This is a genomic window from Bacteroides sp. AF25-38AC (genome assembly GCF_003602995.1).
GTDB lineage: Bacteria > Bacteroidota > Bacteroidia > Bacteroidales > Bacteroidaceae > Bacteroides > Bacteroides uniformis.
This window is the reverse complement of the sequence record NZ_QTMD01000003.1, coordinates 182,592-208,911: the sequence shown is the minus strand read 5'-3', so window position 1 is coordinate 208,911 and position 26,320 is coordinate 182,592. Positions and strand designations below refer to the sequence as shown.

Annotated in this window: 13 protein-coding genes; all 13 read left to right on the top strand. The window is 45.8% G+C overall.

All coding sequences use genetic code 11. From position 1 onward, the window contains the following. Positions 1-17: 17 nt before the first annotated feature. The 13 genes from DWY55_RS03605 (at position 18) to DWY55_RS03545 (ending at position 26,215) form a co-directional block, all read left to right on the top strand. The gene (locus DWY55_RS03605; protein ID WP_057259237.1) at positions 18-2,114 is read left to right on the top strand and encodes a hypothetical protein; all 2,097 of its coding nucleotides are present in this window, start codon (positions 18-20) and stop codon (positions 2,112-2,114) included. A gap of 27 nt (positions 2,115-2,141) precedes the next feature. After that, entirely contained in the window at positions 2,142-5,120 is a 2,979-nt protein-coding gene (locus DWY55_RS03600; protein ID WP_229103222.1) for a GH116 family glycosyl hydrolase, read from the top strand. A gap of 40 nt (positions 5,121-5,160) precedes the next feature. Then, complete coding sequence (locus DWY55_RS03595; RefSeq protein ID WP_120178023.1) at positions 5,161-7,143, top strand: glycoside hydrolase family 97 protein; 1,983 nt, start codon at positions 5,161-5,163, stop codon at positions 7,141-7,143. A gap of 101 nt (positions 7,144-7,244) precedes the next feature. Then, positions 7,245-8,693, top strand: a complete 1,449-nt coding sequence (locus DWY55_RS03590) for a glycoside hydrolase family 125 protein (protein WP_117652553.1) — start codon at positions 7,245-7,247, stop codon at positions 8,691-8,693. Between the two features lie 31 nt (positions 8,694-8,724). Beyond that, positions 8,725-9,918: a glycoside hydrolase family 172 protein gene (locus DWY55_RS03585; RefSeq protein WP_120178021.1), complete on the top strand. Its 1,194-nt coding sequence runs from the start codon at positions 8,725-8,727 to the stop codon at positions 9,916-9,918. A gap of 179 nt (positions 9,919-10,097) precedes the next feature. Further along, entirely contained in the window at positions 10,098-13,199 is a 3,102-nt protein-coding gene (locus DWY55_RS03580; protein WP_120178020.1) for a SusC/RagA family TonB-linked outer membrane protein, read from the top strand. A 16-nt stretch (positions 13,200-13,215) separates the two neighbouring features. Further along, a complete protein-coding gene (locus tag DWY55_RS03575) occupies positions 13,216-15,138 on the top strand; it encodes a RagB/SusD family nutrient uptake outer membrane protein (protein ID WP_118931255.1) in 1,923 nt (640 codons plus the stop codon). A gap of 20 nt (positions 15,139-15,158) precedes the next feature. Then, positions 15,159-16,043 (top strand): hypothetical protein, encoded by an 885-nt coding sequence (locus tag DWY55_RS03570; protein WP_120028732.1) that lies wholly within the window; start codon positions 15,159-15,161, stop codon positions 16,041-16,043. Positions 16,044-16,159: 116 nt separating this feature from the next. Then, the gene (locus DWY55_RS03565; protein WP_005824777.1) at positions 16,160-18,103 is read left to right on the top strand and encodes a glycoside hydrolase family 172 protein; all 1,944 of its coding nucleotides are present in this window, start codon (positions 16,160-16,162) and stop codon (positions 18,101-18,103) included. A gap of 22 nt (positions 18,104-18,125) precedes the next feature. Then, positions 18,126-19,271, top strand: a complete 1,146-nt coding sequence (locus DWY55_RS03560) for a DUF4185 domain-containing protein (protein WP_005833955.1) — start codon at positions 18,126-18,128, stop codon at positions 19,269-19,271. Positions 19,272-19,294: 23 nt separating this feature from the next. Continuing rightward, positions 19,295-20,467, top strand: a complete 1,173-nt coding sequence (locus tag DWY55_RS03555; protein WP_117703756.1) for a glycoside hydrolase family 76 protein — start codon at positions 19,295-19,297, stop codon at positions 20,465-20,467. A 40-nt stretch (positions 20,468-20,507) separates the two neighbouring features. Continuing rightward, entirely contained in the window at positions 20,508-24,119 is a 3,612-nt protein-coding gene (locus tag DWY55_RS03550; RefSeq protein WP_120178019.1) for a glycoside hydrolase family 38 C-terminal domain-containing protein, read from the top strand. A gap of 11 nt (positions 24,120-24,130) precedes the next feature. Then, positions 24,131-26,215, top strand: a complete 2,085-nt coding sequence (locus DWY55_RS03545) for a DUF2961 domain-containing protein (RefSeq protein WP_008662208.1) — start codon at positions 24,131-24,133, stop codon at positions 26,213-26,215. Positions 26,216-26,320 lie beyond the last annotated feature (105 nt).

Sequence of the window (26,320 nt, the reverse complement as noted above, 5' to 3'; positions counted from 1 at the left end):
TTGATAAATATAATATCATGAACACACGCACATTAATTATAACTTTTGTTTGGATGATAATGTCCAACATAGGCATCTTTGCTCAAGAGCATTGGGATGCACAAGAGAGAATTGAGTTGAATAAGGGTGTTTTTCCGAAGAATTTTAGTAAAGCTATTGATATTATACAGTATGATTTATTAGGAATTGAGAGAGGAAAAAGCCATGTGAAAGTGATAGATAACAACACTTTGTACATAAACCTTTCTTTTTCGCTTAAAAACTCTGTTCAACAAGGTGATTGGCGTATAGCGGTAAAGCCGGATTTTTTACCTTCATTCCATTGGGCGCCACATCTTACTCCTACTGATAGAAATGTCATCGATCAACATGTATTCCGTTCTCCTGCCCTTATCGTAGCAGACGATCATCAAACTCTTATTCTTATCCCCGATTTGGATATTATGCAGAAGGGGACTCCTGTACGATGGTATATGGATATGGACGCATCCTCTAATACACTTATTCTCGGAATGTGTAATAACCATGTATCCGAACACGTTCTGTTTGAGCGTGATCAAGAAACTACTTACCCAAAAGGAGATATTGAAATAGGCTTTTATTTGATGTATTCTGATAGCAAGGAAGTATTGCGGAATCCTTTTAAGAAGCCGTTAGAATTTATGTGGAGTCGATGGGGGCATGCTGCATATGAGAAAGGTAATCCGGTGAAGGAGAACCTAGAAACGTATGTGAAACATACTTATAATTGGGCTTTTAATTCATGGTCAGAAAATGTGTGGCAGCAATTTGAGTTAGATGGGAAAAAAGTGGGTGCTCCCGTATTTATTGTGAATGTTACTCAAAGTCCTAATTATCCGGGAGAGATTAATGAACGTGAATTTCGTTCTATCTGGAATCAGGCATGGTTCAGTTCATTGCGTTCTGCAAGTGGATTATATCGATATGCAAGAAGAACCGGTAATAGGGAGCTTCTTGCAAAAGCAAATTTGACAAAAGAACTGGCTCTGTCATTTCCGCAGAGGAATGGTTTTTTCTATGGACTTATCGGTACGGAAATGCATGAAGTAGAGATTGATGGTAAAAAGTATAATCGGAGCAAGGGGTGGAATACCTATTATTGGGGAAATTCCAACAGAAATCCTTATACCTGGAATCCGAAAGAATCTCCGTATCATATTCTTGATATGAGTTGGACAGCATTGTTGATGCTTCGGTGGTATGATGAATTAGAAAAAGATGCCCGTCTTTTGGCTTATGCAGAAGATTATGCGATGGCTTTACTTGGAATACAGTATGAAAATGGTTTTTTCCCTGGCTGGCTTGACTTAAAGACAATGCAGCCGATGAACCATTTGAATGCTTCTCCTGAAACATCTTTATCAGTTACTTTTTTACTTAAACTGTATGAGCTTACACATAAGGAAGAGTATAAACGGGCAGCATTTAAAGCCATGAATGCAGTTATCCATGAAATTATCCCGGTTGGGAAGTGGGAAGACTTTGAAACCTATTGGTCTTGTTCTCGTTACGGTTCGGATAACTTGGTAGGTAAAAAAGTTTTGCGGAACAATATGCATAAACAGAATAATTTTTCAATGTTCTGGACAGCTGAAGCCTTACTGGAGTGCTATCGTCTTACCTCAAATAAAGAATATCTTGATTATGGACAGCGTACACTTGATGAATTGCTGATGACCCAAGCATCGTGGCAGCCGCCATACATGTATGTAAATGTATTGGGTGGTTTTGGTGTGTTGAATGCCGATGGTGAATGGAATGATTCACGCGAAAGTCTTTTTTCCGAACTCATCATTCAATATGGAAAACTTTTTGATAAGCCAGAGTATATAGAACGGGGATATGCTGCACTTAAGGCATCTTTTGTAATGATGTATTGTACTGAAAATCCTCAAACCAAACAGCAATGGGAAAAAGTCCATCCGTTCTTTGCTTCAGAGGATTATGGATTCATGATGGAAAATTACGGGCATGGCGGCCGTACAAATCCGGTAGGTGAAGGTATGGGTGAGTTTACAATCTATGATTGGGGAAATGGAGCAGCGGCTGAAGCGTACAACCGCATCCTTGATAAATTTGGAAAAATAGAATAATGATTCGTTAACATTAATAATTCAACTATGGTAAGATCAACTTTAACTTTATTGGCCCTATTTAATGTGGCTATACTGTTTCCGGGTAAAGCAATGTCCCAGAACAGTGAAGGGCGGGAGTTTAACGGTAAGTATCAAAAGGAATATCTGGATAAGATTGCATTTCCTATAGGGGGAATCGGCGCCGGAATGTTCTGTTTGGAGGGAACCGGTGCCATTTCGCATGTGTCTCTCAGACACCATCCTGATGTGATGAATGAGCCGTATACCTTTGCTGCGATTTATGTAAAGGGGGTTGAGAACGGAGCAAAGGTATTGGAAGGGCAGGTTCCGACTTGGAAGTTATTTGGTCCTGCACAGAGTGGTTTAGGTAGGGGAGACAAGACGTACGGTCTTCCACGCTTTGAAGAGGCGGTATTCCAGGCACGTTTCCCTTTTGCAACTGTAGATTTGAAAGACAAGGATATGCCTTTGGCTGCAAAGATTACGGGTTGGAGTCCTTTCATTCCGACGGATGCGGACAATTCCAGTTTGCCGGTTGGAGTACTGGAATATCAATTTACAAATACTTCCGGTAAGGCTATCGAGACGGTATTTTCTTATAATACCAAAAATTTCATTGATGGTCAGGGTACTATTCAAGGAGTAAAGAACGGGTTTGTTTTAGAATCCGATCAGAACAACAGCGGACTGGCCATTTATGTGGACAATGATGCTGCTGTCGTAGACCATTGTTGGTTCCGTGGTGCCTGGTTCGATCCGCAGACTGTGGTTTGGGATAATATTCGCTATGGGCGGATCGCTGATAAGCAACCGGTTAAAGGTGCTGCTCCGGGAGCGTCTGTTTATGTTCCGTTAGCGTTGCAGCCGGGAGAGACGAAAACAGTCAGGGTAAACTTCTGCTGGTATCTGCCCGATTCAAACCTTTCTATCGGTGGTGCCAGAAAGGTAGGACAGGCATTTACGGGAATGCCCTGCAAGGGAACGGCTTCCGGTCAGCAACCTGTGAGCGGCTTTGTCGGCAAGCAGTTGCTGAACTCGTTCGATAGGGGTGGAGATGGACTGACGGGTATTATTCAGTCTCCTGAGTTCAATATTGGGAAAAGATATCTGAAGTTTCTGGTAGGTGGAGGCAGTCAGGCTGACCGTACTTCTGTAAATCTTGTAGTAGACGGAAAGATTGTAGAGACGGCGGTCGGAAATCAGACGGAGACTCTGAGTGAAACCGTATGGGATTTGAAACCTTATCAAGGAAAGAAGGCTTTTGTGAAAGTCATTGATTTGGATGTTTACCCGTGGGGACATATTCTGGCCGACCAGTTTGTGTTGACAGACAATAGGAATGAAGATATTTACAACTTGTCTTCTACATCCACCTTACTTGCCGATTTTGAAAGTAACAGTTGGGGAGACTGGCAGGTTGTGGATTCTTCTGAAGAAGAAAAACAATTCCTGGCAGATGAAGGAGATGTCGAAGCTACCTACAGACCTTGGTACTCGGAGCGCTTCAAGAGTTTGAATGAGGTTATCGGCTATTGGGATGCAAACCAGGCGATGCTGGAAAAGAACAGCCGGCTGTTCAGCGATGCATTCTATAGTTCCTCTTTGCCGGCAGAAGTACTGGAGGCTGTTGCTGCTAATTTAACTATATTGAAATCTCCTACGGTATTACGTCAATGGGATGGAAGATTTTGGGCTTGGGAAGGATGTCAGGATTCTTTTGGCTCTTGTCACGGAAGTTGTACGCATGTGTGGAACTATGCACAGGCTTTGCCCCATTTGTTCCCGTCTTTGGAAAGAACCTTGCGTGAAACGGAATTCAGGGTAAGCCAGAATACGGAAGGACACCAGAATTTTAGAGTCAACTTGCCTATTTCGGCACCGCCTCACAACTTCCATGCTGCTGCCGACGGACAGTTGGGCGGGATTATGAAAGTTTACCGTGAATGGCGTATCAGCGGGGATACACAGTGGATGAAAGACCTTTTCCCGGCAGTGAAAAAGAGTCTTGACTATTGCATCCGTACATGGGACCCCTTGCATAAGGGCTATCTTGAAGAGCCGCACCACAATACTTATGACATCGAGTTCTGGGGACCGGACGGCATGTGTACAAGTTTCTATTTGGGAGCTTTGACTGCGTTTATAGAGATGGGCAAGGAGCTGAAGCAACCCGTTAAGGAATATACGGCCCTGCTGTCAAAAGGCAAGAAATACATGGAAACTGCACTCTTCGATGGAGAATATTTCATACAGAAAATTCAGTGGGAAGGGCTTCAGGCTCCCAATCCGGTTGATGTAATGTCTTTCGGGGGAAGTTATTCCGAAGAGGCCCTGAAATTGCTGAAGGAAGAAGGGCCAAAATACCAATACGGTACCGGTTGTCTGTCCGATGGAATTTTAGGGATGTGGATGGCTTCCGTATGCGGACTGGATGAAGTGCTGGACAATGAAAAGGTCAGGAGCCATCTGGTGGCCGTACACAAATACAATCTGAAACATGACTTGATAGACCATTTCAATCCTCAAAGACCGGTGTATGCTTGTGGTAAGGATGGCGGATTATTGCTTTGCACATGGCCGAAGGGTGGTATGCTGTCACTGCCTTTTGTATACAGCAATGAAGTCTGGACCGGTATCGAATATCAGGTTGCCAGTCATTTGATGATGAAAGGTGAGGTGGAAAAGGGCTTGGATATTGTCCGTGAATGCCGTGAGAGATATGATGGAAGAGTAAGAAACCCATTCAATGAGATAGAGTGCGGCCACTGGTATGCACGTGCCATGGCAAGCTATGGAATGTTGCAGGGGCTTACAGGAGTACGGTATGATGCTGTTGACAAAACCATGTACATCAATTCTAAGATTGGTGATTTCAAAAGTTTCATCAGTACTGATACCGGTTTCGGAACCATTGAATGGAAAGCAGGAAAGCCTGTGTTGAATGTGGTTTATGGCAACATTGATGTGAAACGCTATAATGTTTCGGGCAAGATTGTGGATTGAGGTCAATTAGGATAGGATGTACAATCAAAGACAGATTAAGATGACAGAGAAGAAGAAACTTTTTGTTTTGTGTGTTGCACTATTTTGCTTTATGGCTGTTTCTGCACAGCAGAGAATGTCTGTATCGTCTCCTGATGGAAAACTTAGATTTTCTCTGAAAGTGACGTCGGAGAGTGTTTCATATGACATCGACTATAGGAAGCAGCCTCTTATAACAAATTCTTTGCTTGGTTTCAGCTTTGATAGCGGAGAGTTCGGAAGGAATCTTAAAGCAGGAAAGGTGCAGCGTAAAAAGATTGATGAGACATACAAGCTCATTGTCGGCAAGACAAGTAGTGTACGTAGCCGTTGTAATGAAATGACCGTTCCCATGCAGGAACGGTCAGATTCCGGCCGTCTGATAAACCTGGTTGTAAGGGCATTCGATGACGGGATAGCATTCAGATATGAATTTCCGGAACAGAAAGCATGGGATTCATACGTGATGTATGATGAAAGGACACAGTTCAACTTGCAAGGAAACCCGATGGCGTTGCTCATGTACCTGCCCGGGTATGTGAATACACACGAAGGGGTATACAGTCATGTAAGATATGACAAGGTGGCAAGGAAAAGGCTGATAGAGATGCCGGCGACATTCGAGTTCGACAACGGGGTGGCAGTGGCTATAACTGAAGCGGCCATAAGGGACTATGCGGGAATGTACCTGGTGAAGGAGAAGGGTGGACTGGTGGGAAAGCTCTCGCCAAAACTGGGGCAGGAGAAGATAAAGGTCGAGACAGACAGTTTCCCGCACCGTACCCCGTGGCGCGTAATCTCCGTTGCAGACCGGGTGGGAGGATTGCTGGAGACGAATATACTAACAAGCCTGAACGAGCCCTGCAGGATTGAAGACACTTCATGGATTAAGCCTTGCAGGACCACGTTCACATGGTGGAACGGGAATGTCGTGCCGGACAGCACGTTCTCTCCGGGAAACAACTTCGATACAAACAAGTACTACATCGATTTTGCAGCACGCAATGGCTTGGATGCACATGGAATCTACGGATATGCAGAGACTCCTTGGTACTATGATGACAACTTCAATTTCGGATGGGCGGGACCCAATGCGGACGTTACAAAACCGATACCGTGCCTGAACATGCCAAGAATTGTGGAATATGCAAGGAGCAAGGGGGTTGGCATACATCTGTGGGTACACTGGAGACCGTTGTACGACAAACTCGAAGAAGCCTTTGCGCTCTATGAGGGATGGGGAGTAAAAGGACTCATGGTGGACTTCATGGACCGCAATGACCAAGAGATGATACGCATCCAAGAAGAGATACTGGAATGTGCGGCAAGACACAGGCTCTTCATACAGTTCCATGGGTCGAGCAAGCCTTCCGGACTGGTAAGGACGTATCCGAATGAATTCACACGGGAGGGGACACTCAACTATGAAGTATGCAAATGGGACACGCTGGTGAATGCGGACCATGACATTGCGATACCCTTCACCAGGATGCTGGCGGGAGCGACGGACTATCACCTGGGAGGGTTCAGGGCACTGCCGCGCTCGGAGTTCAAGATACAGTATGTAAATCCTCATGTAATGAGCACACGCTGCCATATGTTGGCCATGTATGTGGTTTTGGAAAACCATCTCACCTCGTTGTGCGATACGCCAAAGGCTTATGAAGGTCAACCGGGGTTCGAGGTGCTCCGTACCGTGCCGGGAACGTGGGATGAGATAAGAGTTCCGCTGGCAAGGATGAATGAGCATGTCACGGTGGCCCGCAGGAGCGGTTCGGACTGGTGGGTAGGCTCGCTAAACAACGGTGCGGAAAGGAATCTGAAATTGGAATTGGACTTCCTTAGTGAGGGAGACTACCAAGCAACGATCTATACCGATGCAGAGGATGTGGACCGGAATCCAAACCATCTGGACAGACAGGTACGGAAAGTTACAAGGAAGGATATCATTGAACTGAATCTGGCAAAGGATGGAGGAGCGCTATTACATATCAGAAGGTTATAAGGGTGATGTTTATCAGTTGAAATTGTATTTCAATCAGTTGTTAGTTTGTTAGGATAAGAAGATTGTTCCAGGATAATATTTTTAGTCAATGGATTTATAACATGAACAGAAGAAATTTTATAAAGAGAGTGGGCCTTTTGGGGGCAGGATATGCGCTGAATAAAAACTTGATGTTTGCGAATTCAGGCGTAGCTTCGACAGCTGCCTCTTTTTCGTCGTTTCCAACAGTAAGGAAGCCTATATCGGAAAGGAACTTCAAAAGTCCTGCCATTGAAAAGGCCATTACTACTTTTAAACAGAAGGTCAAGAATGAAGAACTGGGCTGGCTGTTTGGGAATTGTTTTCCGAATACGTTGGACACAACCGTTTTTTATTCAGAAAAGGATGGCCGACCGGATACATATGTGATTACCGGTGATATTGATGCCATGTGGTTAAGGGATAGTTCTGCCCAAGTATATCCGTATTTGGATTTCATGTCTGAAGATAAGAACCTGCAAAGACTGATAATTGGCGTTATCAATAAGCAGACCTCCTTTATATTGAAGGATCCGTATGCCAATGCCTTTTATGATGATGATACGAAGTATACAAGATGGAACAGCGACCATACGGAGATGAAACCGGGTATTCATGAGCGTAAATACGAGTTGGATTCGCTTTGCTATCCCATTCGCCTGGCATATGGATACTGGAAAAAGACAAATGATGCTTCTCCTTTCGATGCGCAATGGAAGAAGGCGATAGAAACCGTTTTAAGGGTCTGCAAGGAACAGCAGAGAAAAGATGGTAACGGGCCTTATAGCTTTCGCAGAACTTCGGAATGGGCTATAGATGCTGTTCCTATGGGTGGAGTGGGCTATAAAGTAAATCCGGTCGGATTGATTTGCTCTACTTTCAGGCCTAGTGATGATGCCACTATCTTTCCTTTTCTCGTCCCGTCCAATTTCTTTGCGGTGGCCAGTTTGAGGCAGGCTTCCGAAATGGTTCAAAAGATAACCAAAGACAATGTACTGGCTGATGAACTGTTGGCGTTGAGTAAAGAAGTTTATAATGCTTTGCAGACTTATGCCGTGGTGAATCATCCGAAGTTCGGTAAAATCTATGCTTTTGAAATAGATGGCTTTGGATCGGCTTATCTTAGTGATGATGCCAACGTCCCTAATCTGCTGGCGTTACCCTATCTGGGTGGTGTTGATAGTGATGATGCAATTTATGCCAATACCAGAAGATTCGTGTGGTCGGAATACAATCCTTATTTCTTTAAAGGTTCTTATTTTGAAGGGATAGGAGGACATCATATTGGTACGGACATGATATGGCCGATGAGCCTGATAATGAAAGCCCTGACTGCTCAAGACGATAAAGAGTTACAGCAATGTATCCAGATGCTCCAGAAAACGCATGCCGGTACCGGGTTCATGCACGAGTCATTCCACAAGGATGACCCCAAGAAATTCACAAGGAGCTGGTTTGCATGGGCCAATACATTGTTTGGAGAATTGCTGTGGAAAACATTCAATGAGAAACCATATTTATTGGAATATTAATCATCTAATTAATCAATGTAAACAAAAATTTATGAGAAGAATTACAAAATTCAGTTTGTTACTCTCCCTTGTTCTGGGATTGTACTTTCCTACTGTTTTTGCACAGTCGAACATGATGAACGAAATGTTTGACTTGGCAAAGTTGAAGTCGGGTGTAAAAAACAAAAGAATCTCCAGTACAGATCCTACCGGAGGTAACAGAGATCACTTGGAGCCCTTCAAACCAGGTGAGAAACGCATCATTGCAGACATCAAGGGAACGGGAGTCATCAACCACATTTGGGTGACGATTGCGCCTCCACCTCCCACTTTGAGCAGAAACGACATTATCATTCGCATGTATTGGGACGGCAACGATTATCCTTCGGTAGAGTCTCCCATCGGCCCTTTCTTCGGACAAGGCTGGGATGAGAGATACAACTACGCATCCTTGCCTCTTTCGGCCGGTCCTGAAAACGGTACCGGTCTGTCGTGCTATTTCGCTATGCCTTTCGAGAAGGGCGCACGCATTGAAATTGAGAACCAGAGCGACCGCAACATAGATGCTTTCTACTTCTACGTGGATTATCTGGAGATGGCGAAGCTTCCCAAGGACATGGGCCGCTTTCATGCCTGGTATAACCACAACCTGACTGAAGCACTTCCCGAAGGCGAGACGGAGTGGGGAGTTACCGGTGCCCAGAAGCCGAACACCACCGGCGAACGCAACTATGTGTTCATGGAAACCCAAGGCAAGGGACACTTTGTAGGTATCAATTACTATGTGCATTGTCCCACTCCCATGTGGTATGGCGAAGGTGACGACATGTGGTTCATTGATGGAGAAAAGGTTCCCTCGCTGATAGGTACAGGTACGGAAGACTTCTTCAATACGGCCTGGTGTCCTAAAGAAGCCTTCTCGCATCCTTACTTCGGTTATCCCCGTGTGAACAATGATATAGGCTGGCTGGGTCGTACCCACGTTTACCGATTCTTCATTGAAGATCCCATTTTCTTTGAAAAGAGCCTGAAGGGAACCATCGAACATGGCTCCAACAACAACTTGACGTTGGATTTGTCTACCGTGGCTTATTGGTACCAAGATTCGGCTGTGGCTCTTCCCGAAGCTCCTACAAAGGCACAGCGTGCTCCGAAACCTTTCATCAACCATGTTGATATACATCGTTGGCGGGATGCCTGGCGTAAGTCCAAGGGTAACAAAGCCACTCTGTGGGGCAACGAGTAAACTTTTGTAACGCTCTTTTTTTATACGTTCATAGGCTGATATTTATATCCGGGGTTTTGCCATTATATTGGCAAAACTGTGTCTCTATATTGGCAAAACTGTGCCACTATATTGGCACGACTATGGAAAAATAGTTCTACGGAGCAGCAAATTCAATAAATCATTAATAAAGGTACGAAATGAAGAATATTCCCAAAAAGCAATTTGTGGGCTGGATGCTGATGCTACTGTTGTGCATCAGTAGCTCGGCATTTGCCCAGTCGCCTAAGAAGGTGACCGGACGTGTGATGGATGCACAGGGTGAGTTGCTCATCGGTGTGAATGTGACGGAGGCGGCAGACCCTTCTAATGGTGTGGTGACGGACATCAACGGTACGTATACGATTACGTTGAAAGGTAATAAGCCGTCATTAAAATTCTCTTATATTGGCTTTAAGGATAAAGTGGTAGCGGTAGGCTCCAAAGGAGTGCTTGATGTAGCTTTGGAAGAAGATGTGGCAGCCCTTGACGAAGTGGTGGTAGTGGGCTTCGGAACGCAGAAGAAAGCTTCTGTGGTCGGCTCCATTACCAATATAGAGCCGGCCAAACTTGCCGCGGCTCCCAGCCGTTCGCTTAGTAACAACTTGGCGGGTATGGTTCCCGGTGTGATTGCGGTTCAGCGTAGCGGTGACCCTTGGTTCAATAACTCCGACTTCTGGATTCGTGGTATCAGTAGCTTTACTGGCAATACCAATCCGCTGGTATTGGTGGACGGCGTCGAGCGTTCGCTCCACGACATCGACCCTGAAGAAATCGCCTCCTTTTCCGTGTTGAAGGATGCTGCCGCCAGTGCCGTCTATGGTGTGCGCGGTGCCAATGGTGTAGTGATGATTGAGACCAAGCGCGGCAAGATTGGAAAGCCGCAGGTGAACGTCCGCTTCGAACACTCCTTTACGCAACCCATCAAGATACCCGACTACATCGGCAGTGTGAAGTATCTGGAACTGATTAACGAAATGTATGCCGAGCAGGGTAGAAACCCGTTTGTAAGCGAAGCCACCCTGCTGAACTACAAGAACCAGACCGACCCGGAACTCTATCCCGATGTGAATTGGTGGGATGTTATCTCCAAAGACCATGCAGACAACACAAAGGCGAACGTTAGTGTCAACGGTGGTACGGACATTCTTCGTTATGCGTTGGTGGCAGGATATTACAATGAGAACGGTATCATTGAACGCGACAAAAACCAGGAGTGGGACTCTTCCCTGAAGGTGAGCCGATATACGGTGCGTTCCAATGTAGATGTGAATGTGACTCCCACCACTTTGTTCCGCGCCAATGTGGGCGTATTCCTGCAAACTCGTAACGCTCCTCCGGGAGACACGGAAACCAACCAGGGCATTTTCTATCAAGCCATGCGTGTACCTCCCTACGTGCATCCGGCTATCTATGCCGATGGGCGCATTCCACGTGTGATGTACAAGGAGAACCCTTGGGCGTGGGCCACGCAGCGTGGATACGAAAAACTAAATCATAATAAGATTGAATCCTTAGTATCGTTGGAACAAGATTTGAAGTTCGTTACACCGGGATTGAAGTTCAAAGGAACCTTCTCTTTCGACAAGTTCTCGGCAACTTCCGTAACACGTTCCAAGAACCCCTATTACTACAATCCCGCCACCGCACGCGATGCAGAGGGCAACATCATCACTGATGTGCAGACCACCGGACAAGAGTTCCTGGGCTATGCAAAAGGAGCTGAATGGGGCGACCAGTCCATCTATCTGGAAGGAATGCTTTCGTACAATCATGTTTTCGGTGACGTACATGATGTGGGGGGGATGTTTTTGTACAATCAAAAGGACTACAACAACGGAGAAGCGCTTCCTTATCGTACACAAGGTATAGCTGGAAGACTCTCGTACACTTATGACAGCCGTTATATCGCCGAGCTGAATTTCGGTTATAACGGTTCCGAGAACTTTGCCAAGGGCAAACGCTTCGGCTTTTTCCCGGCAGCGGCGATAGGATGGATTGTGTCTCAGGAAAAGTTTATGGAGCCGCTTTCAGGTATCATCTCCAATTTAAAGTTGAGGGCTACTTGGGGTAAGGCAGGAAACAGTGAGTTGGGAATCAGGGGACGCGCAGATTACAGACGTTTTGCATATATTTCCACTATCGTTGATACGGGTTCTTATCGCTGGGGTACGGATGCAGAGATATATCGCTTGGGACGTTCGGAAGGTGAGATTGGTGTATCTGACCTGACCTGGGAGACTGTGACTAAGATGAATGCTGGACTAGATTTGGGGTTATGGAACAATAGCGTGAATATTGTTGTGGATGTGTTTAAGGAGAAGCGTGAAGATATCTTTATGAAGCGTACCAATGTACCTGGTTCTACCGGATTCAACCGCCCCGTTTGGGCCAATTATGGCAAGGTCGAGAATCAGGGATTTGATGTGTCTTTGAATGTCAACCATAAGTTCAATAGCGATTGGGCCATTTCCGCTATGGCAAACTATACCTACGCACACAATAAGGTTGTGGAAATAGACGAACCTGCCGCCATCTTGGGTACATACCGTTCGCAAACCGGTAAGCCTATAGGGCAATTGTTTGGCTTGATAGCCGAAAGGCTCTTTACGGAAGATGATTTCGATGAAAACGGTATGCTTAAGGAAGGAATTCCGGCACAGAAGTTCAGTGATATGAGTAACCTACGTCCCGGTGACATTAAATACAAAGATTTGAACGGGGATGGTGAAGTGACCGCAGTAGATAAAACAGCCATTGGTGGTACACGTATTCCCGAGATTGTCTATGGTTTTGGAGCTACAGTAAGCTATAAGTCGTTCGATTTGGGAGTATTCTTCCAAGGAACAGGTAAAACCTACCAGCTCTTGGGCGGAGAGACCTGGTTGCCGGGTTCTTCCTTAGGTGCTGGTAACATCTATTCGAACATTGACGACCGTTGGACACCTGAAAATCCGAGGCAAGATGTATTCTGGCCCCGTATGGGAGACAAGGCTGTGGCAAACAATGAACAAGCTTCCACATGGTGGTTGCGTGACATGAGTTTCCTGCGCCTGAAGAATCTGGAACTTGGATATACTCTTCCGCAACGTTGGACTACCAAAATTGGCATCCGCGGCTGCCGTTTGTTTGCAAGAGGAACCAATCTGCTGACGTTCTCCAACTTCAAGCTTTGGGACCCCGAACTGGAAACTACCGATGGATTGAGATACCCACAGATGAAATCTGTATCAGTGGGTTTTAGCATCAATTTCAACAATTAATTAAGATACGAAGAAAATGAAAAAATATAAATCTATAGCAAAAGCTGTCTTATTGTCGTGCACCCTGGCATTGACAACGAGTTGCAACGATTTCTTGGACAAGGCTCCCGACGACCAGCTTACCATGGAGATGATTTTCACGGACAAGATAAGGACTGAGGACTGGTTGGCAGGTGTTTATTCATCCATTCCCAGCCCCATGTGGGGGTATTTCAAGGAGCAAGGTTATAACATTATGGGCGATGATATCACTATTCCCCAAGATTGGTCGCCGTATGGATGGAGCAGTGTGTATGCCTACACCACCGGAAACTGGAGTCCTATCTCAACATGGGCCCCCTATTATTGGGTAGAATTGCACAAGCGCATACGTTCCGGCCTTATCTTCTTGCAGGAGGCAAAAGTACTTCCGGAAAAAGACCTGACGGAATCTTATGTCAACCAGATGAAGTACGAAGTCCGCTTCTTGATAGCCTACTATTACTCTTTGATGATTGAGTTGTATGGTGCCATACCGTTTACTCCCGGTGTGCTTGTTGCCGTCGATGCGCCCGAATCGGAGATGATGACGCCCCAAAGACCCTATGCCGAAGTGGTAGATTGGATTGACAAAGAGCTGCTGGAAGTGTCAGAACATCTGCCCGCTGTCTATCCCAATAATACCGATTGGGGCAGGGCCACCTCTATCATGGCTTTGGCAATACGTGCCAAAACACTGTTATTTGCCGCAAGTCCGTTGTTCAATGGCAATCCGGACCTCAAGGACTGGAAGAACTCAGAAGGAGAATTCCTTTTTGATGCCGAAGCCAAACCGGAAAGATGGGAAAAGGCTGCCAAAGCTCATCTCGACTTGATAAAGGCAGCCGAAGCAGCCGGACATAAGCTGTACTATGAATATAATGTGGATGGAAGCATTGACCCCTTCATGTCTTACTATAACATGTCGTTGAAACGCTTCTCAGAAGGTAATAAGGAGATTCTTTTCGGACGCCCCGAAAATGAGAACCTGAACTCCTGGCAGGCTCATCATCTGCCGAAAGGTATCGGTGGAAATGCCGCTATGGGTGTTACTCAGGAACTGGTGGACGCTTTTTATATGAAGAACGGTGAAATGCCTATATTGGGATATAACGAGGATGGTTCGCCCATTATCAACCCGGAATCGGGGTATGTGGAAAACGGATTCTCTACCAATACAGAGTATAGAACCACGAAGTGGCCGGGCGGTGGACCTTCGAACCTTGCCAATAAAGAAACCGGTGTAAGCCCGGTAACAGAAGAAGGTACCTACAACATGTATTGCAACCGGGAGCCTCGCTTCTATGTTTCCGTCATCTATAATGGCGCATGGCTGGGAGTTGATAACCGTCGTGTGAACTTCCTTCAAGGAGGCCGTGATACGGATATGACTTTCGACTCTCCGCAGAACGGTTATAATGTCCGTAAGCGAATCTCTTTGGATGTATTTCCCAGAGATAAAAAGCATGTATATCAGCCGGGTATCTTATACAGAATGGCTGAAGCGTATTTGGGCTATGCGGAAGCATTGAACGAGTCTTCGCCAGCTCCCACTCCCGATGTATATAAGTATGTGAACTTGATTCGTGAACGTGCCGGAATTCCCGCTTTGAAGGAAGGGCTGAGTAAGGAAGAAATGCGTGCCGCCATTCAGCAAGAACGTCGGGTAGAGTTCAATTGTGAAGGTATCCGTTTCCATGACCTCCGTCGTTGGAAGATTGCCGACAAATACCTGGGCGGCAAGCTTTATGGTATGAATCATGACGGTTCTGAGAAGAGCGATGATGTGAACAATTCGAAGGCTTTTTATAAGAGAACTTACTACAAGAGCCGTACCTTCAACAAAAGAATGTATTTATGGCCCGTTCCGCAGGCTCAGATGGACATCAACCCCAATTTGAGACAAGCTCCCGGATATTAATAAATAATTAGAGAACAAGTATGAAATCAATAAAATTCATTTTTTGTACGATGGCGTTAGCGTTTACCACATTGATGTCTTGCTCGGATGATAATGAGGTGGACTTGTCCAATCGTAAGTTTGTCCGTATCGATCAATCGGCAGTTTATGTGGAGATTGACGAGAATGTCACTGTCACCGCTTCCGTTGACACTTTGGCGGGTGATTCCTATCTGTTGAAATGGAGCGTGCTCGATTCCGATGTAGCGACCATTGAAGGTGTAGAAAACAACGCAGCCGTCATTACGCCTATTGCCGTTGGAAAAACGGTTATCAAGGTAGAGACAGCCGATGGCAAGTTGTGCTACTTTAGTGACTTGACTGTTACCAAGACTCCTAAGACGTGTTACATTGACTTTGGTGTCATTGATTCTCCGGCTCCGTTTAACAACTATAGGAATCCCAGAGACCCCGGATTGGTAAATATGCTCGACCATAGAGGTCGTCCTACTACTTTCGGCATCGAGGTGGACAAACCGTTTTCCGGAAAATTGGCTCGCGGTTTGAATAATAATTTGGGTCTTCCAAAAACAGCTTCTGAGGATATGTTTTTCAGCGACGGTATTAAGATTCCGCTCAGTGGATTTAAGGTGACAGGTCTCTCTCAAGGAACAAAATATACGTTCAGTTTCTATGCTCACATCAATGACCGTGGAACTGAAACCGAGTTCCATGTAATCGGAAAGAACGATGGCGTTGCTTATTTGGTTAATGACTATAATTTAGATAGAACGGTAGAGATTAAGGGTATTGAGCCTAATGACGAAGGTGTTGTTTATATCGAGATGAAACCGGGCCCGAACAATGTACAATGGGCCAAATTCTTTGGCGTAAATACCATGGTACTTTCAGAAGAGGAGAATTGATGTGGTTTTATAGACCATAATCCTTTCTATTGAAATAATACTGTCAGTGAGGAGAGATACCGTTTAAACAGGCATTCTCTCCTTGCCTTTTTAAAAAACATATAGTAAAATAGTTTATGAAAATTAATTTGAAAGAAGTTTCTGTTTTCTTGTCTGCCATTCTATTGGCAGGCTCGTATGCCGTGGCTCAGAACCCATACAGATGGACGGATGAGCTGGAGTTATTGAAAAGAGTGGATAAATTGCCGGAGTATCGCACTGGCTCTTATGTGGAGCAGTTCTCGAGTTACGACCGTACCGGAGGCAATGATGATGGTTTTGCGGGTACTTATTCTTTCCTTCGTAAGGAAGGTGATAAGTTGGTGATTGCTGAGATGGAAGGCCCCGGAGTCATCAACCGAATCTGGACTCCTACACCGACGGACAATATGCTCTATTTCTATTTTGATGGACAGAAAGAGCCCGGTCTGAAAATAAAGTTCTCGGATTTGTTTTCCGGTAAGGTTTATCCGTTTACAAAGCCCGTTTGTGGTAATGAAATCGGTGGTTTTTATTGTTATCTGCCCATTACGTACAAAAAGTCCTGCAAAATTGTTTTCGATGGACCTAAATTGGAATTCATTCAGATACAATACCGTAACTTGCCGGAAAAGAAGGTGGAAACCTATACCGGTGAATTCTCACAGCAGGATAAGGATTTGTTGGCTGAGGTGAATAGAATATGGGCTGACTTGTCTCCTGCTGTAACGAATTATACCTTTGGAAAATCAGCTGGTGTACAGACGGAAGAAAAGGTATTTACACTGAGTCCGGGAGAAGAAGTTTCTTTCTTTGAGATGGCAGAACCGGGACGTATTGTAGGTATGTCGATTGATGGCGGAACATCTTTCGAAGGTTTATACAAAGATGTGATTCTTTCAGCTAAATGGGATAATGAGAAGGTGGAGGCTATTTATGCCCCCGTTGCTGATTTTTTTGGATATGCCTATGGAAAAGGAGCAATGCGGAGTATCTTAATGGGTAAGCAAGGTACTTCCAACTACTGCTATCTGCCAATGCCTTTTGACAAGTCAGCTTCTATGAAGATGATTTATAAAAAGAGAGAAGGTATTCAGCAATCTCCTATTTCTGTAAACGTTAAAGTGTACTATAACAGTAATAAGCGTAATGTGAAGGAAGAGGGTAAGTTCTATTCTGTATGGCGTAGAGAGAAAACTCCTCTCGGCATTTTCCATAAGTTTGCTGCACAAAAAGGAAAAGGACATTATGTAGGAACCATCCATCAGGCACAAGGCCTGCGTCCGGGAATGACCTTGTTCTTCGAAGGGGACGACAGCACTTACGTAGATAATAAAATGCGTCTGCACGGCACCGGTTCCGAAGACTATTACAACGGTGGCTGGTATGCTTTATTGGATCGTTGGGACAGAGGAAACAGCCTCCCTCTCCATGGTTGTCTGGATTATTCACTTCCGATGGCCAGAACCGGTGGATACCGTTTCTTCTTGGCCGACAAAATGTCCTATGAGAAGGAAATCTATCATGGAATGGAACATGGTGAAGTAAAAAATAATTTCCCGGTAGATTATACATCTGTTGGATTCTTCTATGCAGCCCAGCCATTGCAAGGCAGAGAAGAGCCTACTGCTGAATTACGCACTGTATATCAGCCGACAGAACATATTTATTTCCCTCAATTGATGCAGCTGAGTCTTGGTGGAGGTGTCCAGGTAACAAATGAGCGTGGAATCCGTATGACCACCCAGCATGGAGGAGTAGTGCGCATCATGCTGAACGATGTGCCCGAAGGAAAATATAAAGTGCTGATAAACTATTTCGAGAAACCGAATGGTGCCGATTTCCAGGTTTGGCAACGCCAGAAGCAACTGTCCGGATGGATCTCTACTAAGAAGGACAAAGAAGTGTCTAAAGACAGAGTACATGTAGGAGACATCAATTTGACGGAACAAACCAATTCGGTCACTTTCCATGTGAGAAATAATAACGGTGGGGACCAGTTTGAACTGGGACTGATTATCCTGGAAAGAATAAAGGAATAGATGTGGGAATGTGTACTTGTATATGGAATTGATAAGAATGAGAACTAAACAAATTTTACTGTTCGGGCTTGTTACCTGTAGTTTGACGGGCAATATGGCTTGTAAGGATGCTGATAGTGAAAAAACGCTGTGTATTGATAATGTACGCATGATATCCCGTGTCACGGGTGATCCTTTGCCGGGAGATACATTGCTGAATCCCAATAATACCGGACCTGACTTTGATGTATATGGAACGGATTTGGGGTTAATGTGGCATATGGATGGAAACCGTGTGGGCATGTTTTTCGGAGATACCAGTGGAGAAGGTTTTGTCGTGAATAAAAATGGTGGCAATGGTTCCAACTGGCGTTCCAACGTACTGGCTTTTTCATCGGATACAGAGCTTACAGACGGTCTTAAAATAGATTCAATGCTGCTTGATGCCGATGGTAAGGCGCTTGAGGTATGTGCGGGCGGTAAGACGAATCCGGAGGTATACCAGACTTCCATCCCTACGAGTGCTATTCGGGCCGGTAAAACGGATTGTGTCCATATTATGAACATCTATGATTGGGGAGCGCCTCATGGACGCTGGCTTACCAATTTTTCTTCTGTCTATACTTCCAATGATGACGGTCGGACATGGGAACGGCGTGAAGAGGTGACTTTTTCTCCCGACAGTCATTTTTCGCAAGTGGCTTATGCCAAACGTGACGGATGGATTTATATGCTTGGCACACAGGCCGGACGTGGTGATGCTGCGTATCTGGCGCGTTTCCTTGAGAAAGATCTTCTGGATATGAAGGCCTATGAATACTGGAATGGTGAAAGTAAAGAGTGGATACGTGGAAATGAGGCTGCCGCTACTCCGGTATTGAGAGGTCCCGTAGGAGAAGCGTCGCTGATATGGCACAAGAAGTTTGAGCGTTGGATTCTGACTTATAATTATGATCCGAATCATGACGAGACTCCTTTGACCAAAAGGCATGCCATTCTTTATTGTACATCGAAGGATCTCGTCCAGTGGAGCGAGCCGAAGGTATTGGCGGAAGCGGACAGATATCCAGCTTTGTATTGCGCTTACATACATCCGTTGAAAGACAATGATGACCAGCTTTGGTTCATCATGTCCATGTGGGGGCCGTACAATGCTTTCCTGATGTGTGCCGATATGAAGCTGGAATAATAATCACTTGACTTGAATTGGATATGAAGCTTAGGAATTTATTTTTATTAATAGCTCTCTCGTTACCGGTTTGCTTGTCTGCACAGACAAGCAAACAAATCTATCTGCAACGAGCCGATTCTTTGCTTCAGCAGATACTTACTCTCTATAAAGTGGAGAAGTATGGCCTGCTGACGGAAACTTATCCAAGAAACCCGGAGCAGAGAATTACATATACGGCCAATACCGGCGCTGTTGTTAACCAGCAGGAGGTCTCTTTCTTGTGGCCTTATTCAGCCTTGGTATCCGGTTGTGTCTCTTTGTATAAGGTTTCCGGGCAAAAGAAGTACAGAAAACTGATGGACCGGCAGATAAAGCCGGGACTGGACCTTTATTGGGACTCTACCCGGATTCCCCATTGTTACCAGTCGTATCCGGCTTTTGCAGGTCATAATGATCGTTATTACGATGACAATGACTGGGTGGCCATTGATTTCTGTGATTACTATGAACAGACTGGTGACAAGGAGTATCTGGAAAAAGCCATCCAGCTGCATGACTATATTTATTCCGGATGGTCCGAAGAGTTGGGGGGAGGAATCTATTGGTGCGAACAGAAGAAAGAATCAAAAAACACTTGTTCGAATGCTCCGGCTACTGTTCTCTGTATGAGGCTGTTTAAGTTGACTAAGGATGCAAAATACCTTGAGCAAGCTAAGAAGACCTATCAATGGACCCGTGACAATCTTTGTGACCCTTCTGACTTTGTATATTGGGACAACAAGAATTTGCAGGGAAAAGTGGATCCGGCCAAATATACTTATAACAGCGGGCAGATGATTCAGGCCGGTGTACTTCTCTATCAGGTAACTGGAGAGAAGCGTTACCTGAAGGAAGCGCAGCAGACAGCCGAGGGTGCCTGCCGTTTCTTTCTGAAGGTACAGCCTATCGCAACAGGAGAGATGAAATTCTTTCCGGCAACTCCTTGGTTTAATGTAATCTTGTTCAGAGGTTTGAAGGCGCTATATCTGGTTGATAGGAATGAGGCGTACATAAAGACCATGATTGCGAATGCGGATTATGCTTGGAACTATGCGCGTGATGAGAATGGCTTGTTTAGTAATGATTGGTCGGGAAACAGAAAAGAGCAGTTCAAGAGTCTACTGGAGAATGCCTGTATGATTGAGCTTTTCGCCGAGATCAGCGAACTGCAATAAATAAAACCTTTAAACACAATAAACAATAAATAAACAGAAAATGAAAAGACAGATTGCAGTATTGGTATCCGCCTTGCTAATGGGTGGCGGTACCTATGCTCAGAATGGTGCTCAGGCGCAAAGACCGAAAGCCTACATGGTGTCTGATGCACATTTGGACACACAGTGGAACTGGGATATCCAGACCACAATAAAGGATTATGTATGGAACACGATCAGTCAGAATTTGTTTCTGCTGAAGCAGTATCCGGAATACATCTTTAATTTTGAAGGTGCGGTCAAGTATGCCTGGATGAAGGAATATTATCCGGCGCAATACGAAGAGATGAAGAAATTCATAGAGAGCGGCCGTTGGCATATCAGCGGAGCCAGCTGGGATGCCACTGATACACTGGTTCCTTCCATAGAGTCTGCGATTCGTAACATCATGCTTGGTCAGAATTATTATCGGAAGGAATTTGGTGTGGAAAGCACTGACATCTTTTTGCCGGATTGTTTCGGTTTTGGCTGGACACTTCCTGCCATTACGTCCCATTGCGGACTGATTGGTTTCTCTTCTCAGAAGTTGCAGTGGCGCAACAAGCCGTTCTACGGCAACGACAAATATCCTTTCACTATCGGCCTATGGCAAGGTATAGACGGCTCTACCATCATGATGGCTCATGGATATGATTATAACCAGCGTTTTGAGGACGAAGACTTGTCGGAAAACAAGAATTTGTTGGAATTGACTACCCACTCTCCGCTTCACATGGTCTACCGCTATTACGGTACGGGAGACATAGGTGGTTCACCTACATTGGAGTCTGTACGTGCCATAGAGAAAGGCCTGCAAGGCAATGGTCCGCTGCAGATTGTCAGTGCCACGAGTGACCGGATATATAAAGACTTCCAGCCTTACGCAAGCCATCCGGAACTGCCCAAGTTCAACGGTGAACTGTTGATGGATGTTCACGGTACCGGATGTTATACTTCCCAGGCTGCCATGAAGCTGTACAACCGTCAGAATGATCTTTTGGGGGATGCAGCGGAACGCTCCTCCGTTGTAGCCGAATGGCTGAACCAAGCTTCCTATCCCGGAGCTGCATTGACTGAGAACTGGCAGCGTTTCATTTTCCATCAGTTCCATGATGACCTTACGGGAACAAGTATACCGCGGGCTTATGAATTCTCATGGAATGACGAGTTGATTTCCCTCAAGCAGTTCTCCGGTATTCTTACTTCCTCCATTGACGCTGTGGCAAGAAAGATGGATACCAGGGTGAAAGGGATACCGGTGGTGCTTTACAATGCGCTTGGATTCCAGGTTGCCGATATGGCAGAGGTGGAACTTGCCTTGCCAAAGAAACCGAAAGGGATTACCGTATATGATATGAATGGCCGGAAAGTGGCCGCCCAACTACTGTCCTATGTCGATGGTAAAGCCAGACTCTTGATGGAAGCTGTTTTGCCTGCTACCGGTTATGCGGTATATGATGTCCGCACATCCGGTCTGTCGGCTGACGCCCGGGTATCTGTGAATGCCAATACATTAGAGAATTCTGTTTACAAGATAACGTTGGATAAGAAGGGAGACATCATTTCACTGTTTGACAAGAAGAATGGCAAAGAGCTGGTGGAACCCGGTAAATCTATTCGTTTGGCGCTTTTCACGCAGAACAAGTCCTACATGTGGCCTGCTTGGGAAATCTTGAAGGAGACCATAGACCGGGAACCGGTTTCCATCACAGAGGATGTGAAGATGACACTGGTGGAGGATGGTGAGCTGCGCAAGTCACTCTGCATCGAGAAACGTTATGGAGAGTCACTCTTCAAGCAGTACATCCGTTTGTATGAGGGTAGCCGTACCGACCGCATAGACTTTTACAATGAGGTGGACTGGCAGTTGTCCAATGCTTTGTTGAAGGCCGAATTTCCTTTGAACATGGCAAATACGGAAGCCACCTACGATTTGGGACTTGGAAGTGTGAGGCGGGGCAACAATACGGAGACTGCCTACGAAGTCTATGCACAGTATTGGGCCGATTTGACTGACCGTAGTGGAAACTATGGCGTGTCTGTCCTGAATGACAGCAAATACGGCTGGGACAAGCCGGACGACAACACCCTCCGCCTGACCCTGCTGCATACCCCCGAAACAGACAAGGATTATGCTTACCAGAACCGCCAGGACTTCGGGCATCATTGCTTTACATACAGTCTGGTGGGTCATGCCGGCGGACTTGACAAGGCTGTCACCATGGAGAAGGCGGAGATATTGAACCAGAAGCTGAAAGCTTTCCGTACCGATAAACATAGGGGTACATTGGGTAAGGAGTTCTCTTTCGTCTCTTCCAATAACCGCAATGTCATTATCAAGGCATTGAAGAAAGCCGAGAACTCGGATGAGTATGTAGTGCGTGTCTATGAGATGGGCGGTGAGAAGGTGCAGGATGCGGTACTTTCTTTTGCAGGCGAGATTGCCAGTGTCTGCGAAGCGGATGGCACTGAAAAGAGTATCGGTTCGGCCGAATTTAGTGGAAACGGGCTGTCTATAAGTATAAAGCCTTATTCTATAAAGACATTCAAGGTACGTTTGAAGTCATCGGGCGAGGACGCTTATCAATTGCAGTATGCCTCTTTACCGTTGTCCTATAACTATAAATGTTCCTCATTCAACGAGTTCCGCGGTGAAGCTGATTTTGAGTCGGGTTATTCGTTTGCGGCAGAACTGTTGCCCGAATCCTTGACTGTAAACGGAATTCCTTTCCAGCTCGGCGAGAAAGATGCCGCCAACGGAATGACGTGCAATGGTGATACTATTGTTCTACCGGAAGGTAAAAAGTATAATAAACTGTATTTTCTGGCTGCCGCTACGGACGGGGACTATGCCGCCACTTTCCGGTGCGGAGGGAACAAGAGTGAGGTCATTGTACCTTCCTATACCGGATTTGTCGGACAGTGGGGACATTCGGGACATACCAAAGGTTATCTGAAGGATGCCGAAGTGGCTTATGTGGGAACTCACCGCCACTCTCCTACAGCCGATGAGGCCTATGAGTTTACCTATATGTTCAAGTTCGGTGTCGATATTCCGGCAGGTGCTGCCAGCCTTATACTTCCGAAGAGTGAAAAGGTTGTTCTTTTTGCTGCCACATTGGTGGAGGAAACTCTGAAACCCGTCCAGGTTGCCACTAGCTTGTTCCATACAGCCATCCGTGACAATGAGATGGAGTTGAACAGTGTGGAGGTGGAAAAAGAAAACCTGTTGAAGGGTGCGAAGATTATCGCCTATTCCGGCTATTTTAATGATAATGAGAAGCCCGAACGTATCGTTGACGGGGATGTCGATACCAAATGGTGTGAAGTGGGAAGTGCGTTGAACTATGTGGATTTTGATTTGGGTGAGGCGAAAACTGTGAGCGGTTGGAAACTGGTGAATGCAGGCCGTGAGGACAAAGGGTACATTACTTCCGCTTGCTTCCTGCAAGGCAGAAACAGCCAGACTGAAGAATGGAAGACACTTGACAATATAGATGGAAACCGGCAGAATGTCGTATCACGTATGATTGACACTCCGGCGCAGGTACGCTATGTACGCTTGATGATAACCCGTCCTATGCAGCATGCAGGAGGAAAGGTGTTACGCATCAATGAGATGGAGATTTACTAAAATAATCGGTTATGATGAAAAAACTAGTTTTTGTAATTCAGTTGATATTTCTCTATAGCGGTTTGGCTATGGCCGACCCGGTTATCTCTCTTAAGACATTGTTGCATGAGATGACAGACCGTTCCGTGCTGGCGCGTTGGCCCGAAAATGCCTATACGTGTAAGCAGTTCAGCAGCTACGACCGTAGTTCGCATAACATGACGGATAAGCGTGCCTGGTTTGGTAATTTCGACCAAGGACAGTTTATCCGCCAGGAAGAGAACGGAGGGAGGACGGAATATGTGATGATGGATGCCGAAGGCCCCGGTGCCATAGTTCGTTTCTGGATGACTTTCTCCGGCATAAATCGGGGACAAGGGACTCTGCGTATCTACATAGACAATGAGGAAAAACCGGTAATTGAAGGCAATGTACGTGATATATTGAGCGGGCAAGTCCTTTGTGGAGAACCTCTTTCAACTTCAGTACCCGATGAGGCTCCGATGGAAGAAAGAGGGCATAATTTATATTTGCCCATACCTTATGCCAAGCGGTGCAAGGTGACTATCGAATCGCCGGACTTGAAGATTACTCCGGAGGGGAAAATTGAGAGTAAGACCATTGTATACTATGCTATCAATTACCGCACTTATACTTCTCCGGTCAAGGTGATTTCTTTCTCGGCCAAAGAGTTGAAGAAGAATGCCCGGCTGATAGCTGCTGTCAATAAGAAGCTGTCGGAAGGAACACCTGGTATTGATACTCCGCTTGCGGGAAGAGAAAGTACGCTCAATCTGGCGGCTTCTCTGGCTCCGGGTGAAAGCCGTAGTTTTACGATTGACGGCTCTCGTGCCATTCGTCGTCTTTCGATGCGGATTGATGCCGATGACCGTCGCCAAGCACTTCGCTCTACGGTCTTGTCCATTGCCTTTGATGGGGAACTAACTGTCTGGGCTCCGGTCGGTGAGTTTTTTGGGGTAGGCTATTATCCCGTTGCAACTGGTACGTGGTATACGCGGGCCGTGCAGGATGATGTGATGAGTGCATGGTGGGTGATGCCTTTCGAGCGGAACTGTACGATTACCTTGACCAATTATGGGGAACAGCCGGTGGAGATATCCAAGGCTGCTGCAGTTAGTGGAAAGTGGCAGTGGGATGAGCGCTCCATGCACTTTGGTACCACATGGCAGCAGTTTACGCATATCCATGCCCGGGGCGATGAGTTTGCCCAGGACCTTACGTTTGCCGATCTTAAAGGTAGGGGCGTGTATGTGGGAGATGCGGTTACTGTCTATAACCCCAACTTGGGTTGGTGGGGAGAAGGAGATGAAAAGGTGTATGTGGACGGTGAAACCTTTCCGTCACACTTTGGAACGGGTACAGAAGATTATTATGGCTATGCCTGGGGGCGCTATGAACCGTGGATAAACCATCCTTTTGTTGCCCAACCCATAGGAGATGGTTGTTATGCTCACATAGGTTTGGCGCAGAATACCCGTGTTCGTAGTTTGGATGCGATTCCGTTTACCCGGAGCCTGCGCTTTGACATGGAGTTATTCGATTGGTCGAATATACACCTTAATTATGCTCCGATAACCTTCTGGTATATGCTTCCCGGAGGCGAAATACAGCCGAAACCCTTTGTGAGCGATGTACGCGAACGGGTTGCCAACCAACCGTCAGATATTTTCGGTTCAGGGATGAGTCTGGTTGTGGAGGGCGAAGTCATGCAGCCTCGTCCGGGGCATATGGGTTCCGTTGAATTGCAGACCAACTTCCACCCCTTGTGGAGTGAGGGTATGCAGCTCTACTGGAAAGAGTTTAAACCGGGAGATAAGCTGTCATTAGTTTTTGACAGTGAAGTGGAAGGAACTTATTATGCGAAAATACAGTTCACTGTGGCGCCTGATTATGGTACATTTGCCCTTCGTGTAAATGATAAGGTAATTACTCCGGAAGTCAGTCTGACCAATGGAGAAGTGTCTCTGCTTTTGGTGAATCTTGGGCGGGTCAATTTGAAAAAAGGAAAGAATGAGTTGCAGATTGAGTCGATTGCACTGGCTCCGGGACATGATACCGGTTTCTTTGGGATTGATAAGTTGACTCTTCGCAAATAATTCTGTAGACGTCTCTATCGCAGGGATTGTACTTGTATGGATAGCTTTGGATAAATAAAAGTCCAAGGCTATCTTTTTTGTATCAGTTCTTTTTCTATGATAAAA